This is a genomic window from Caldisericaceae bacterium, assembly GCA_036574215.1.
Classification (GTDB): domain Bacteria; phylum Caldisericota; class Caldisericia; order Caldisericales; family Caldisericaceae; genus Caldisericum.
This window is the reverse complement of sequence record JAINCR010000077.1, coordinates 46658-60429: the sequence shown is the minus strand read 5'-3', so window position 1 is coordinate 60429 and position 13772 is coordinate 46658. Positions and strand designations below refer to the sequence as shown.

17 protein-coding genes are annotated in these 13772 nt (G+C 35.5%); 2 read left to right on the top strand and 15 right to left on the bottom strand.

All coding sequences use genetic code 11. The features are described 5' to 3' along the window. The 10 genes from K6343_04960 to buk all read right to left on the bottom strand — a co-directional run. A partial coding sequence (locus K6343_04960; GenBank protein MEF3245316.1) for a lytic transglycosylase domain-containing protein occupies window positions 1-1037 on the bottom strand: 1037 nt, incomplete at its 3' end. Then, complete coding sequence (locus tag K6343_04955; protein ID MEF3245315.1) at window positions 1027-2196, bottom strand: exonuclease SbcCD subunit D; 1170 nt, start codon at window positions 2194-2196, stop codon at window positions 1027-1029. The genes K6343_04955 and K6343_04960, both read right to left, overlap by 11 nt. Next, on the bottom strand, window positions 2193-2927 hold the full coding sequence (locus K6343_04950) for an SDR family oxidoreductase (protein MEF3245314.1): 735 nt from the start codon (window positions 2925-2927) through the stop codon (window positions 2193-2195). The genes K6343_04955 and K6343_04950 overlap by 4 nt, the downstream gene beginning before the upstream one ends. Window position 2928: 1 nt before the next feature. Beyond that, the gene (locus tag K6343_04945) at window positions 2929-3279 is read right to left on the bottom strand and encodes a cupin domain-containing protein (GenBank protein MEF3245313.1); all 351 of its coding nucleotides are present in this window, start codon (window positions 3277-3279) and stop codon (window positions 2929-2931) included. A gap of 1 nt (window position 3280) precedes the next feature. Then, window positions 3281-3832 (bottom strand): 2-oxoacid:acceptor oxidoreductase family protein, encoded by a 552-nt coding sequence (locus tag K6343_04940; GenBank protein MEF3245312.1) that lies wholly within the window; start codon window positions 3830-3832, stop codon window positions 3281-3283. A 1-nt stretch (window position 3833) separates the two neighbouring features. After that, entirely contained in the window at window positions 3834-4580 is a 747-nt protein-coding gene (locus K6343_04935) for a 2-oxoglutarate oxidoreductase (GenBank protein MEF3245311.1), read from the bottom strand. After that, a complete protein-coding gene (locus tag K6343_04930; GenBank protein MEF3245310.1) occupies window positions 4580-5641 on the bottom strand; it encodes a 3-methyl-2-oxobutanoate dehydrogenase subunit VorB in 1062 nt (353 codons plus the stop codon). Before K6343_04930 ends, K6343_04935 begins: the two co-directional genes overlap by 1 nt. A 9-nt stretch (window positions 5642-5650) precedes the next feature. Next, window positions 5651-5881, bottom strand: a complete 231-nt coding sequence (locus tag K6343_04925) for a 4Fe-4S binding protein (GenBank protein MEF3245309.1) — start codon at window positions 5879-5881, stop codon at window positions 5651-5653. Between the two features lie 15 nt (window positions 5882-5896). Next, entirely contained in the window at window positions 5897-6583 is a 687-nt protein-coding gene (locus tag K6343_04920) for a hypothetical protein (protein MEF3245308.1), read from the bottom strand. Continuing rightward, window positions 6570-7640, bottom strand: a complete 1071-nt coding sequence (gene buk, locus K6343_04915) for a butyrate kinase (protein MEF3245307.1) — start codon at window positions 7638-7640, stop codon at window positions 6570-6572. The genes K6343_04920 and buk overlap by 14 nt, the downstream gene beginning before the upstream one ends. Before the next feature lie 219 nt (window positions 7641-7859). Here buk and K6343_04910 point away from each other — a divergent pair, with 219 nt between their 5' ends. Further along, complete coding sequence (locus K6343_04910; GenBank protein MEF3245306.1) at window positions 7860-8315, top strand: GatB/YqeY domain-containing protein; 456 nt, start codon at window positions 7860-7862, stop codon at window positions 8313-8315. Between the two features lie 538 nt (window positions 8316-8853). Continuing rightward, window positions 8854-9537 carry a DUF554 domain-containing protein gene (locus K6343_04905; GenBank protein MEF3245305.1) on the top strand — a complete coding sequence of 228 codons (684 nt, stop codon included), beginning with the start codon at window positions 8854-8856 and terminating at the stop codon, window positions 9535-9537. Between the two features lie 247 nt (window positions 9538-9784). Here K6343_04905 and gpmA read toward each other — a convergent pair whose 3' ends face one another. The 5 genes from gpmA to K6343_04880 are packed head-to-tail and all read right to left on the bottom strand — an operon-like array spanning window position 9785 to window position 13508. Next, entirely contained in the window at window positions 9785-10537 is a 753-nt protein-coding gene (gpmA, locus tag K6343_04900; GenBank protein ID MEF3245304.1) for a 2,3-diphosphoglycerate-dependent phosphoglycerate mutase, read from the bottom strand. Continuing rightward, window positions 10530-12413 (bottom strand): tRNA uridine-5-carboxymethylaminomethyl(34) synthesis enzyme MnmG, encoded by a 1884-nt coding sequence (mnmG, locus tag K6343_04895; GenBank protein MEF3245303.1) that lies wholly within the window; start codon window positions 12411-12413, stop codon window positions 10530-10532. The genes gpmA and mnmG overlap by 8 nt, the downstream gene beginning before the upstream one ends. Before the next feature lie 29 nt (window positions 12414-12442). Beyond that, window positions 12443-12901: a SoxR reducing system RseC family protein gene (locus K6343_04890; GenBank protein MEF3245302.1), complete on the bottom strand. Its 459-nt coding sequence runs from the start codon at window positions 12899-12901 to the stop codon at window positions 12443-12445. Continuing rightward, window positions 12879-13274, bottom strand: coding sequence for a molybdenum cofactor biosynthesis protein MoaE (locus K6343_04885; protein ID MEF3245301.1), 396 nt, complete (start codon window positions 13272-13274; stop codon window positions 12879-12881). Before K6343_04885 ends, K6343_04890 begins: the two co-directional genes overlap by 23 nt. Next, a complete protein-coding gene (locus K6343_04880) occupies window positions 13275-13508 on the bottom strand; it encodes a MoaD/ThiS family protein (GenBank protein ID MEF3245300.1) in 234 nt (77 codons plus the stop codon). Between the last annotated feature and the right edge of the window lie 264 nt (window positions 13509-13772).

Sequence of the window (13772 nt, the reverse complement as noted above, 5' to 3'; positions counted from 1 at the left end):
TAGTTTGAAACTTCTAAATTAGTTGAATTTAAATCTTCTATATCAAAATCATCAAAAGTAAAACTTGTTAAAACTTTTTGGCCAAAAGAATTATCCTCGTTAAAAAACTCAAGGGTTGCTTGGTAATTCCCTTGAACGCTTATAGAGATTGGAAAATCAAGCAATAAAACCTCTCCAGGTTGCACATTCCTTGTGATGGGAAAAGTTTTCTCTACTTTAATAGAGCCGTTAGTTAATGTGACTTTAGCAGAGTAAGGCTTAGAGAATATGGTAGAAGTCCAAGTTGAAGTGCCTACGTTTTGCACGAGAAACTGGATATGCGCTTCATGTTTTGTAGAGAACTTTAATCCTGTATTTGCCTGTATAATCCTTGCATTATCGGTTAGGTTCTCATAAAGGTCGGCAAAATGGTATGGAGTAGGCGTATCAATATACTGAGGAGGATTAGCAATTAGTTTAGGGTCTGGTTTTGTTATGGTAACAGGTGCCCATAGAGGTTGCCCATCATCACCTATGATAAGTTTTGCAATGTTATCAATAACTTTATCTTGGTAGTGCCTACCTTCTGGATTTAACGGATGATTTATATAAGAAAAGCCGTTGTATGCCCAAATTGCATAGTACCAATTTTCTAAAATGTTTCTATCAGAATCACCAATTGGGGGTGTAATTTTCCATTTGTTATCTAAAATTTTTGCTCCAACTTCAATATTGTAAAATACATCATTTTTTAATCGCTCAATGTCAGAGCGACCTGTAGAATTAATCTGCATGATACCAATATCAATTGAACCATTGCTATTTGTGTGGATTATAGGATTACCACTTAAATCAAACTGTCTAAAGCCTGATTCCGTATAGGCAATACCCATAAGTATAACCGATGGAATATTGTATTTCTTTGATACTTCAATGAATTTTGCCCTAAGAACGGTTGATGTTGGATTCTCTTGTCCCGAAAGTAAAACAAGGGAGTCAAAAATGATTGCAAGGCAAGTTAAAACAATTACGATATTTGCAAGACCTCTACGCTTCATTAATCTCCTCAAATATAATTTTTGCTTCTTCAATGATTTTATTTTTAAGTTTTTTTATATCCTCGTTTGGCGACTTATCAATGTATTCTATAAGTGATTCAATTGGATTGATAGCTTTTGATACAAAATCCCTTATAGGAATGTTTCCTTCCCTTCTGTCGTCAATATATGCAAACGAATACGCCTCTTTTTTTACAATTTCAATAAACTTAGAAAGCATGTGTTCTTCAAATAAATCGCCTTTTATTAAAAGACGCGTGATTGACCTTTTAACTTTCTCCATATCAACGCTTTTAAAGGAATTCTCGTTTTGTATCTCTATTGTGTAAAATTCCCTTGCAAAAGGATTTTTTATAAACTCCAAATATGGCTCTTTTGAGGGTTCAACTTCAACAAAATAGAAACCTTTCTCATCGTCTTCATCACCAAAGTCTAACCTATCAAGTGAACCTGGATAAACAAATACATGCTCGTATTTTTTGCTTCTTATAATCTGGTGTTTATGTAAATGGCCCAAGGCAAAATAACTAATATTAATTCTATCAAGTTCTTCAATGGAGAGTGGTATTTCACTTGTAATGTTTATATACTTCTCAAAGCCAACCTCTCCTTCTGAAACAGGGATATGCCCAACTAATATATTTAAATTACCATTGCCAATATCGGAGAGTTTTTCATCGAGAATATATAGAAGCCTTCTATTCATCAAATTTAAAACTTCACTTTCCTCTCTATTCCTGTTTTCTTCTTTTGAAATGAAGTTTAATTTAAAAGGGTAAGGAAGGGTAATAAAATTAGCACCATTTATAGTTACTACTTCACTTATTTTACTTACGTAAACGGAAGGTAATTTTAAATTATCGTAAACATCAAGGTGGATGTTTTTACCTCTAAAACTTGGCCCTTCGTGGTTGCCTGTAATTATAAGCACGGGGATTTTATTTACCATCAACTCTTTTACAAAACTTGAAAATACAGATTGAAACTTTGCATTAGGGGATCTTTCGTGAAAAACATCTCCTGCAATCAAAACAACATCAACCTCGTATTCCTTTGCTTTTTCAACTACAAAATTAAGTGACTTAAAGAAATCAAATTTACTTTCATCTTCCCTTAAAGGAAAGCCTAAATGTAAATCGGCAAGATGAAGAAATCTCATCCTGTATGATATCCTCCGTCAATAAAGATTATATCACCTGTAATATATGAAGCATCATCGGAGAGTAGAAACGCTATCAATTTTGCAACTTCTTCTGGAGTGCCTGCTCTTCTAAGAGGCACCCGTCTTAAAAATTCTTTTCTTTCTTCATCAAATTCTTTACTAAAAAAATCTTCTGTCATACTTGTCCTTATTAAACCTGGCATAATACTATTTACTCTAATATTATACTGCCCAAGTTCAAAAGCAAGAGAATTCGTTAGTCCAATTATAGCAGATTTAGTAAGAGAATATCCTGAAGATGGACTTTTTTCTCCAAAAAGCGCATCAATTGAGGAAATAAAAACTACACTTCCACCATTTTTTAATAGTGGCAAAAGTTCTTTTAGTATAATAAAACTCGTTTTAACATTAACTTCCCACATTTCATCAAGCTCATGAACTCTAAAAGTTTCAAATGGCTCAGTATAGATAATTCCTTGGGAGAATACAACACCATCAAGTTTGTTAACTTTTGTGAATAACCAATTGATGAGATTGAAAGTATCTTTTGGAAAACTGCCTTGGAAAAATTCGATATTAGGACATAAAGAAAGAGTTTCATCTATATGCGCCTTTGTCTTTCCCGTTATGATAACACTTGCTTTAAGAGTGTTAAGATAAATAGCAGTGGCCCTTCCTATTCCGGAAGAGCCACCAATGATAAGAATAGATTTCCCCAAAAAATCCATCTTATCCTTTTAAGTAAGGAATAAGGCAGAGCATTAATACTTTTTCATCCCCAATGTTTTTATAGGAATGAGGTAAGTTGGGTCTAATAAAAACCGCAGAACCTTTTTCAACTACGCGTTCTTCTGAGCCTTCGGTAATAAGCACCTTCCCTTGGAGAATAAAAATTTCATGCTCCCATTCGTGTTGATGTTCAGGAATTACAGCACCTTTTTCAAGTTCAAAATACCTCATTGCAAAACGCTCTGCACCATCCTCCTTCTTGATAAGCCACCGAATCGTCACGCCAGGGATATAGGCACCATTAAATTCAACTGGTTGAGGGTTTATTTCCTCAGGTTTAATCGTTTTCATACTATACCCCCAAAAACTCTTTTGCTATCTTACTACCTTCTTCAACTGCCTTAATGTTAATCTCAAGGAGTTCTTTTTTTCTTCCGGTAAGATATTTTTCTAATGCCTTTTTAATCGATTCTAATGAGACTGGTTTTTCTACCTCAACATACGCACCTAAAAGAATCATATTAACAACCTTTTCTGAGCCAAGTTTTCTTGCAATATCATGTGCATCGATTTGAAGCACTCTTATATCCGTTCTTGTAACTTCTTTTGGGATGAGTGTCTTATTCAAAATCATTATTCCATCTTCTTTCATAAGAGGTTCATATTTATCTAAGGAAGGAAGATTGAGAACAATTGCTGCTTCTGGCCTATCAATGATAGGAGATGCAATCTCTTCATCGGATACAATAACATGACAATTTGCAGTTCCACCACGCATCTCAGGTCCATAGGAAGGAAGAAAAGTTACAAATTTCCCATCTTCTTTACCTGCCTCTGCAAGGATTTCTCCTGCAAGCATTACGCCTTGACCACCAAAGCCAGATATAACAACACCTTTTTGCATGTTATTCTACCCCCTTTACCACTCTAAATTCACCAATTGGAAATACGGGCAAGACTTCTCTTCTTACCCTCTCCAATGCTTCAACAGGAGTCATTTTCCAGTTTGTTGGGCAAGTTGAAACAAGTTCAACAAGAGAATACCCAAGTCCTAATATTTGCGCCTTAAATGCCTTTCTTATAAAGTTTTTTGCCTGGTTAATATGTTGTGGAGAATCAAGAGAAGCTCTTGCAATATACGCAGGGCCATCAAGAGTGGCAAGCATTTCTGAGACATGAATAGGGAAACCATTAACCTCCGGTTTTCTTCCATAAGGTGATGTTGTTGTAACCTGTCCTACAAGTGTTGTAGGTGCCATCTGCCCACCAGTCATTCCAAAATTGCCGTTGTTTATAAATATGGTCGTGATAAGTTCGCCTCTTGCTGCAGCATGAACGGTTTCTGTCATTCCTATGGAAGCAAGGTCTCCGTCTCCTTGGTAGGTAAGAACAAAACTCTCAGGGTGTGCTCTTTTAATTCCAGTTGCCATAGCACAGGCTCTACCATGTGCTGCAACAGTTGCATCTGTATCAATAAAATCGTATCCAAAAACAGAACATCCAACTGGCCAAACAATTACCGCTTTCTTCACTAAATCAAGTTCTTCAAGTAACTCTGCAACTATTCTATGGGCAACCCCATGCGGACATCCCGGACAGTACGTGGTTTGCTTCTTAGCAAATGAATCGGGTGCTTTATAGATTAATTTCATTAGCAACCTCCCATATGTAATTTAAAAGCCTTATAGATTTCTTCTGCGGTTGGGACAATTCCACCAAATCTCCCATAAAACTGCACTGGCTTTTTACCGTTTACGCCAAGTTTTACATCCTCAAGCATTTGTCCTTCGTTCATTTCAACATCCAAGAAGAATTTAGCCTTATCTGCAAAATCTTCGAACACTTTATAGGGGAAGGGCCAAACAGTTATAGGTCTTATTAAACCTGCTTTTATACCTTTTTCTCTTAACATGTTAACGGTTGTTTTCATAATTCTTGCAACAGTCCCAAAGCCAGTTAAAACATACTCTGCATCATCCATCTTGTAAAGTTCGTATCTTACTTCATTTTCCTGTATCTTTTTGTATTTCTCTTGTAAGTCGAGATTCATTTTTTCAAGTCCTTCAGGAGAAAGATCAAAAGAAGAAACAAGATTTCTTGGTCGATCTCCTTTTCCAACGATTGCCCAATCTGGAGTCTTGAGCTTACTTACGTCGACCCAATCTTTAAACTCTACAGGTTCCATCATCTGCCCTAAGAGTCCATCGGATAACATAACAACCATAATTCTATACTTCTCGGCAAGTTCAAAAGCATCGTACATAAGGTCGCACTCTTCTTGCAATGTATGTGGCGCAAGGACGATAGAGTGGTAATCACCGTGGCCTCCGCCTTTTGTTGCCTGGAAATAGTCTGCCTGCGCTGGTGCAATATTACCCAAGCCAGGACCACCACGCATTACATTTACAATTACACACGGAACATTGGAATTACCAATGTAGCTAAAACCTTCCTGCATAAGGCTGATACCAGGACTTGAAGAAGTTGTAATAACTCTTGTGCCAGTTGAAGCCGCTCCATACACCATATTAATTGCTGCTACTTCACTTTCTGCTTGGACATATGTGCGTCCCACTTCTGGCATTCTTCTTGAAAAATATTCAGGAGATTCATTTTGAGGTGTGATAGGATACCCAAAAAAGATCTGAGCACCTGCCCTAATTGCGGCTTCGGCTAAAGCCTCTGCGCCTTTCATTAACAATCTTTCACCCATATTTACCTCCTATTTTACTTCAACTTTCTCGGGTCTTCTTACCTCTAAAATCGCCTTATCGGGACATATAAGATAACAAAATCCGCAGGAGATACAGTTTTCGTTGTCAAAAAGTTCAACAGGATGATACCCTTTAAGGTTAATTTTGTTAGAGATCCTAAGGACATGTTTGGGACAGACACTAACGCACATTTCACAGCTTTTACATTTTTCTTCATCGATGATTACTTTTGGTTCCATTAAATAACCTCCTTATTATATAGGTATTGGACTTACAAAAAGTTTGAGTGGAAAGACTTCCACTTCTAAAGAGTCCATTAAAGACACTCTTTTCTCATCAACACAGGCAAAAAGGATTGGAATACCAATTTCTTCTGAAACACTTTTGAGGATATTAAAACCATCTTTTATAATTTCTTCTGTTGTTTCCCATCGCAAATTCGTATTGAGAATAAGATGTGTAATATGCAATTTTGATGCACTTTCAATGGTTGCAATTTCTCCTAAAATCTGCTCTTTTGTTTCGCTGAATGGTCTTTTTGTATTCACAGCAAAAAGCATATTGTAAGAGTCTTCAAAAAAATTTCTGAATTGTGCAATACTACCTGCACCATATGCATCCCCGCCAACATCGATAATGTGGTAATAATCCCTATCCATAAGTTGAGAAACAATATTTTGTGGGAAAACAGGCACATCAAGTGCACGGGTAAGTGGGGGAGGCAAAACCAAATCAAGGTCAAACTCTTTAAGTTTATTTTCAACATCTCTAATTCTTACATAAGGTTTTACAACATCAAGGTCAAACAGTTTTGACTTTATATTTGCTTCTTTTAATTTTATTGCAAGGTTAATTGAGATCTCAGTTTTACCAGAGCCTATTCTACCTGTGATAATTTGTGTGTTTTTGTCTAATAGTTTTCTTACATCAAATTCTTTCATAAGTTTTTTCTTTTTCTTCTCCTCTTAAAACTCTCAAGGCACCTTCAAGAAGTGCGGTCATTTCATCTTCGCCAGGGTATATAAGCACTTGTGAAATAAAAGAAACACGCTCTTTAATCCAATTTACAAGCATTTCTGAGTTTGCAAGCCCGCCTGTTAATACGATTGCATCGACTTTACCTTCAAGCACGGTTGCCATTTCTCCTATTGTTTTTGCTACTTGATATGCCATTGCTTCGTAGACAAGTTTTGCATAACTATCACCATCGTTAATCCTCTTTTCAACTTCAAGTGCGCTATTGGTACCAAGATGTGATACAAGACCACCTTTTCCTGCAAGAAGCTTTTTCATTTCTTCATATGTGTATTTACCACTAAGACAAAGATCTACAAGGCTTACGGTAGGTAGTCCTCCAGCTCTTTCTGGAGCAAAAGGACCATCACCATTAAGGGCATTATTTACATCAACAGTTCTACCCTTTTTATGTGCTGCGATAGAAATACCCCCACCTAAATGCACTACTACAAGGTTTACATCTTGGTAAGTCTTACCTAAATCTTTTGCAGCTCTTCTTGCAACAGCCTTTTGATTTAAGGCGTGCCATATAGATTTTCTTTCAATTCCTTTTAAGCCCGAGTATTTTGCTAAAGGTTCCATTTCATCGACAACAACAGGATCAACAATGTAAGCAGGTTTATCTACTTTTTTCGCAAGGTTAAAGGCAATAATTGCACCAAGGTTTGAAGCATGCTCACCGTAACGAGCTTCCAAAAGGTCTTGCAGCATACCTTCGTTTACTCTATACGTGCCAGATGCAATCGGATGCAATAAGCCTCCTCTTCCGACAAATGCATTAAAATCTTCAAGTTTAAAATTTAGTTTATTTAGTTCTTCTTCGATGATCCTTACCCTAAAATCATACTGCGAGATAATTGACTTAAAATTCTTAAGCTCATCTGAGGAATGCCTAATTGTTTTTGACAAGAGTTCCTTCTCGTCTTCAAAAATTGCAATTTTGGTTGAAGTTGATCCCGGATTAATTACAAGGATTTTCATTATGCCCTCCAAAAAATATAAGGCGCTTGATAGCGCCTTTATTAGAATAATTTTTTCCAATTACTATAATAATAAACATTACGGAAATAAATACACTCCATAGACAACTAAAAATGCTATTTTTAGAAAAAATACAATTTACCATTACAATAAATTATACAATATGTATTGATTTTTGCAAACAAAAAATTAAATATAAAATATTTTAAGGAGGCGTAAATGGAACTATTAGAAAAATTAGAAAAAGATTACATTTTAGCATTAAAAGAAAAAGACCGATTAAAGGCAGATGTATTAAATATGTTAAAATCGCAAATAAAATACAAAGAGATTGAACTTAAAGCACTAAGTAAAAATTTAACAGAAGTTGATTTACTTGAAATTATTAGAAAGGAGATTAAAAAAAGAGAGGAAGCTATTGAAATGTATAAACAGGCTTCAAGAGAAGATCTTTTAAAGAAAGAAATAGAAGAACTTGAAATATTGAAAAGTTATTTTCCTAAAGCACCAAGTGAAGAGGAATTAAAAGAAGAAGTAAAAAGAATCATTAAAGACCTTAACGCAAAAGGAAAAAGTGATTTTGGAAAAGTAATGAAGGCTTGCATTGAACATTTTAAAGGTGCTGTTGACAATAAAGTTCTTAAAGAAGTAATAGAAAAAGAATTATCGCAATAACCTACTTGGTAGCTCCCTCAAGGCTCCCCGTTCCTTTTTGTGATCCTGGGTATTTTTTTCTTTGTCATCCTGAGCACGTTCGCTTCGCTCAGTGTAAACTTAAGCGAAGGATCCTATATTTGATGGGGTGAAAATGGTCCCCTTAAGGCTCCCCCCAAGTAATGAAAAACCATAAACGGAGGAGATTCTTCACTTCTTACGCCCTCAGAATGACAACATAGGATGAACGAAGATATTTTTCCTTGGCAAAAGACACCTCGTCAGAATGACCGAAGGGGAGCTTCGCACTTGCTTACGCAAGGAGAATATTGCAGAATGAAACCATAGAGACACCTCGTTACAATGACCACCAACAGTCATCCTGAGAGGTAGCAAATGACCTCACATTTGAGGAGTTAAGCCTCGTAAGAACAACACAAAGAGGACACCCTCAAGTCTTCCAGAAACACAAAAAAAGAGTAAACGGTAACCCCTCGGGTATAAGATTTTGTTTACCCATAGCTTTTCGTATAATTATCAAAAAAAGGGAAGGTGCACCATGATTGGAACCATTGTAAATGTTTTCACTGTATTAGTTGGAAGTGCTCTTGGACTAATAATTGGAAATCGATTACCCTCAAAAGTTAGAGATATTATTATCCAATCTATTGGGCTTTTTACTCTTCTTATAGGAATAACAATGATTATAAAAACAACAAAATTCATTGAAGTTTTCATCTCACTAATTTTTGGAAGTATTACTGGTGAATTATTACGCCTTTATGAGAGACTAAATAAGTCTGTTGAAAAAATAAAACAGAAAATCTCACCTAACTCTCCCCGTTTTGTTGAAGGTTTTATAACTGCTACACTTGTTTTTTGTGTTGGCGCAATGACTGTTGTTGGTTCAATCCAGGAAGGGCTTACTCACGATGCCACTCTTCTAATCACAAAATCCGTAATGGATGGAATAACCTCACTTACACTTGCCTCAGGCCTTGGAATCGGTGTAATGTTTTCAGCTATTTCTGTTTTTTTAATACAGGGAAGTCTTACCTTGTTAGGTTCACAACTACAATTCTTAATGGCTGATATATATATAAACAACCTAACAGGCCTTGGGGGAGTGCTTATTGTAGGTATCGGTTTAGAACTTTTAAATATCCAAAAGATAAAATTGATAAATATGCTTCCATCTCTTTTGTATTTACCTGTAGTTGTATTTATTTCAAATTTAATTTGATATCAACAACTTATCCACAACCTTTCAACAGGTTTTGCACATTTTAACAAGGTTGTGTTTTTCTCTGTGGAAAATAAAAGCATTTATTTAAAATGTCTTTAAAGGAATACTTTCAAGTAATAATTTATGACGTTAATGTTTAACTTATCCACACCACCCTGTGGATACTGTGGATAACTTAATCTACTATAAAAAGAAAAAAGGCCCTCAACCACCGTGAGGGCTGTAAAATCTTTTACCTTTTTCTCTATTTAGGGTCTTCTTTTATTTGATTTTTAACTTTTTCAACTGCTTTCTTTAATGTTGCTTCATCTGCAAGATAGTATCTACTAACTGCCTTTAGGTTGTCGTCAAGTTCATAAACAAGAGGAATCCCCGTTGGTATGTTTAGGCTTGTGATATCTTTGTCTGAAATGTTATCTAAATATTTAACAAGTGCCCTAAGAGAATTTCCGTGCGCTGAAATAATTACCCTTTTCCCTTCTCTTATCATAGGAGCAATTGTTGAGTGGTAATAAGGCAATACTCTTTCCAACGTATCTTTAAGAGATTCAGTAAGAGGAATTTCTTCATCTTTTAGGTCTTTGTATTTTGGGTCAAAACGTGGATATCTTGGGTCATTCTTATCAAGTGGTGGAGGGGGAACATCATAAGACCTTCGCCATAAAAGGACTTGCTCTTCACCAAACTTATTTGTAGTTTCAGCCTTATTTAATCCTTGTAAGGCACCGTAATGTCTTTCGTTGAGTCTATAGTGTTTATACTCAGGAATCCACATTAAATCAAGATCTTCAAGCACTATCCAAAGAGTTTTGATTGCTCTTTTTAATAAAGATGTAAAAGCAACATCAAACACGTAACCTTTCTCTTTTAACAATTTTGCTGCAAAATGTGCCTCTTCAACACCCTGTTCTGTTAAATCAACATCCGTCCAGCCCGTAAATTTATTTTCTTTATTCCATTCGCTTTCTCCGTGTCTTAATAAAACTAACTTATACATTTTCACTTCCCTTCCTTTCTTTAAGATACATAATCAGCATTTGAATATCAGATGGGCGAACCCCTGTAATTCTCATAGCAAGTCCAACAGATTGCGGCCTAATTTCCGAAAACCTTACCCTTGCCTCTTTTGACAGTGATGGAACAATGTTATAATCTATATCCTTTGGAATCTCAAAATTTTCGAATCTCAAAAACTCTTTTGCTTTATTCATCTCTCTTTGTATATAGCCAGCGTATTTTGCTTCAATTTCTACTTCCATTAGTATTTCATCGTCAAAATCTGAGAATCTTGAATCAAATTTCTTTAGAGTTTCTTTTGTAAAATCTTGTCTTTTAAGCATATCAAAAAGAGTAAGTGGTTCGTGAAGTTCTTTCACTGATAATTCTTTAAACTTTTCTACGTTTTCCTTTGTGGGGTATATTGTAATAGTTGTAAGGATTTTTTTAAGTTCATCAATTTTAGCCTCTTTTTCTTCAAGCATTCTATACTTCCATTCTTCAACAACACCAAGTTTATACCCAATTCTTGTAAGCCTCAAATCGGCGTTGTCCTGTCTTAAAAGTTGCCTGTATTCACAGTGGGAAGGTGTAATTCTATAAGGTTCAAATAACTCTTTTGTAAGAAGGTCGTCTGTCATTACCCCAAGATATGCCTGGTTGCGCTTAAGAATAAAAGGTTCCTTTCCTTGGACCTTTAAGGCAGCATTTATTCCTGCTAAAAGCCCTTGACCTGCTGCTTCATCATAACCTGTGGTGCCATTGGGTTGTCCTGCAATAAATAGTCCCTCAATGATTTTTGTTTCATAGGTAAGATTTAGTTGTGTTGGTATTATATAATCGTAATCAATTACATAGGCTGGGCGTATTATTTCGACGTTTTCAAGTCCTGAAATTGTTCTTAATACTTCAAGTTGCATATCATATGGCATAGACATATACATACCTTGCATGTACATTTCGTTTGTGTTAAATCCTTCTGGCTCAAGGAAGAACTGATGCCTTGTTTTATCTGGAAACCATCTAACCTTCTCTTCCATTGAAGGACAAGTCCTTGGCCCTGTTTTTACCATAAGACCTGCAACAGACGGAGAAAGGTGCATGTATTTTCGTGTAACTTCAATTGTCTTTTCATTCGTAAAACCTAAATAAGACGGGATTTGGTTCTCGTATATTTTTGGTTTATTCCAAAAAGAAAAGTGCAACGGCACAAAATCTCCTTTTTCTTCTTCAAATTTAGTTAAATCAATCGATCGTTTATCCACTCTTGGGGTTGTTCCAGTATTAAATCTTGACATCTTAAAACCAAGAGATTGAAGTTGCATAGAGAGTTTATTAGCTGGTGGTTTTGGATAACGCCCTGCTTCCATTGACCAAGATGAAATGTAAATACGTCCTTTTAAATAGGTGCCAGTTGTAAGAATAACTGCATCCGAGAAAAACTTAGAACCATCTGCAACCTCGACTCCTTTAACTTTACCGTTTTCAATAATCAGTTGCTCCACTATACCTTGCCTTAAGTGTAAATTGGGTTGGTTTTCAAGTAATTCTTTCATCCTTCTTGAATAAGCCCATTTATCTACCTGTGCTCTCAAACTCCAAACAGCTGGACCACGTGCTGTATTAAGCATCTTGATTTGAGTAAGAGTTTCGTCGGTAACCATCGCCATAGCACCGCCAAGTGCATCAATTTCTCTTACTACTTGGGCTTTTCCTGGGCCACCTATGGCTGGATTACAAGGCATCCAACCAATACTATCGTTATCAATCGTAATTAAAAGGGTTTTAACGCCCATTCTTGCAGAGGCAAGAGAAGCTTCTACTCCTGCATGTCCTCCGCCAACAACAATAACTCCATAGAATCTTTCTTCCATCATGAAATTAATTATACTACAAAATGTAAGATTTACTTATGAGGTATTTCTTCTAAAAAAGTCCTTGAGATTATTCGCGTAGTATTTGATTTTGGTTTTTCTTTTGCATCAAGAAATTTTACTACCACAATACCAATCGCAAGAAAAATCATTGTTGTAAAGAATGTTGTAAAATCTTTTAAGTTAAGAATTTTTATTTGGTATCGGTTTTCAAGAATGCTTCCGATAATCGTCCCTACGATTATGAAAATAAGAGGTATTCCGTAAACTATGAAAAATCCTCGGTTAATGTCTTCAGTTCTAAATTCGAATTCAACATAATCACCCACTTTAGCTCCAATAGTGTTATTTACAAAAATGGTCTGACCCTCTTTTAAAGAATTATTTGAACAACTTTCTTTTAGCGCACAAGATTTACATTCTGACTCTTTTGGGGCAACAACCTCAATGTAATCACCCTTTATGGCTTTAACTGTTCCTGTCCCTTTCATATTTAATCTCCTTCCAAATTGGCACAACTTCTTTTACCTTTTTAATAATCCATTCACAAGTTTCAAATCCTTCTTTTCTATGTCTTGAAGAAACTCCCACAAAAAGAGAAAACTCTTTAAGGGGAATGTCTAAAAGTCTATGCACTATTGCTACATCAATTATGCCTTCTTTTTTTAAAGCTTCTTTCTCTATCTTCTTAAGTTCGCTTAGAGCCATTTCTTCGTATGCAGTATAAGTGATTGATACAACTTCTCCATCTTCTTTACCTTTTCTAGGCTCTCCAAAAAAGACAACAATACTACCTGCCTCTTCTTTCTTAAGAGATTCAATAATTCTTTCTGAATCAATTCTTCCTTTTGTAAGTTCAACCATTTAGCCTCCTTCAACGGGTGGTATAATTGCTACTTCTTCATTGTTATTTACATGGTAGTTTCTATTCTTATACTCTAAATTTACAGCAAAAGCACAATTTTTTATGGTATTTTTAATCTGCGGAAACATTTTTACAAGGACTTCTTCTAAATCGTTTATGGTACCGTCAAAATCTAATTCAATAGCATCTTTATTTAGTATTATTCTTACTTCACCAAAGAGTAGCACCTTCATACTTATATATTATAACTAAAAAAGTAATAAATGTAATGTTCTATAAATTAAGCTATCATAAAATTTACTATAGCGCACCTTAAAGAATAAAAGATCACTAAAAGGATGAGAAAGCCCAATAAGTTGAAGGTTAAACCCATTTAATGCTTCATATCTCAGTGCCATCCTGTTTTCTTTTTCTTTGTCTTCCTGAGCTCTTTTTTTATCATCCTGCACTCCTTTCCTTGACTAAGTCAAGTGGAGCGATAGCGACGAAGGATCTCA

Excerpts from the sequence above, each read along its gene's own strand:
- K6343_04885 (MEF3245301.1), bottom strand. The coding sequence starts at position 13,274 with ATGGTTGAACTTACAAAAGGAAGAATTGATTCAGAAAGAATTATTGAA.
- mnmG (MEF3245303.1), bottom strand. The coding sequence starts at position 12,413 with ATGATGGAAGAAAGATTCTATGGAGTTATTGTTGTTGGCGGAGGACAT.
- K6343_04930 (MEF3245310.1), bottom strand. The coding sequence starts at position 5,641 with ATGGGTGAAAGATTGTTAATGAAAGGCGCAGAGGCTTTAGCCGAAGCC.
- K6343_04945 (MEF3245313.1), bottom strand. The coding sequence starts at position 3,279 with ATGAAAACGATTAAACCTGAGGAAATAAACCCTCAACCAGTTGAATTT.
- K6343_04880 (MEF3245300.1), bottom strand. The coding sequence starts at position 13,508 with ATGAAGGTGCTACTCTTTGGTGAAGTAAGAATAATACTAAATAAAGAT.
- K6343_04935 (MEF3245311.1), bottom strand. The coding sequence starts at position 4,580 with ATGAAATTAATCTATAAAGCACCCGATTCATTTGCTAAGAAGCAAACC.
- gpmA (MEF3245304.1), bottom strand. The coding sequence starts at position 10,537 with ATGTATAAGTTAGTTTTATTAAGACACGGAGAAAGCGAATGGAATAAA.
- K6343_04950 (MEF3245314.1), bottom strand. The coding sequence starts at position 2,927 with ATGGATTTTTTGGGGAAATCTATTCTTATCATTGGTGGCTCTTCCGGA.
- K6343_04955 (MEF3245315.1), bottom strand. The coding sequence starts at position 2,196 with ATGAGATTTCTTCATCTTGCCGATTTACATTTAGGCTTTCCTTTAAGG.
- K6343_04890 (MEF3245302.1), bottom strand. The coding sequence starts at position 12,901 with ATGAAAGGGACAGGAACAGTTAAAGCCATAAAGGGTGATTACATTGAG.
- K6343_04910 (MEF3245306.1), top strand. The coding sequence starts at position 7,860 with ATGGAACTATTAGAAAAATTAGAAAAAGATTACATTTTAGCATTAAAA.
- K6343_04905 (MEF3245305.1), top strand. The coding sequence starts at position 8,854 with ATGATTGGAACCATTGTAAATGTTTTCACTGTATTAGTTGGAAGTGCT.
- K6343_04940 (MEF3245312.1), bottom strand. The coding sequence starts at position 3,832 with ATGCAAAAAGGTGTTGTTATATCTGGCTTTGGTGGTCAAGGCGTAATG.
- K6343_04925 (MEF3245309.1), bottom strand. The coding sequence starts at position 5,881 with ATGGAACCAAAAGTAATCATCGATGAAGAAAAATGTAAAAGCTGTGAA.
- K6343_04920 (MEF3245308.1), bottom strand. The coding sequence starts at position 6,583 with ATGAAAGAATTTGATGTAAGAAAACTATTAGACAAAAACACACAAATT.
- buk (MEF3245307.1), bottom strand. The coding sequence starts at position 7,640 with ATGAAAATCCTTGTAATTAATCCGGGATCAACTTCAACCAAAATTGCA.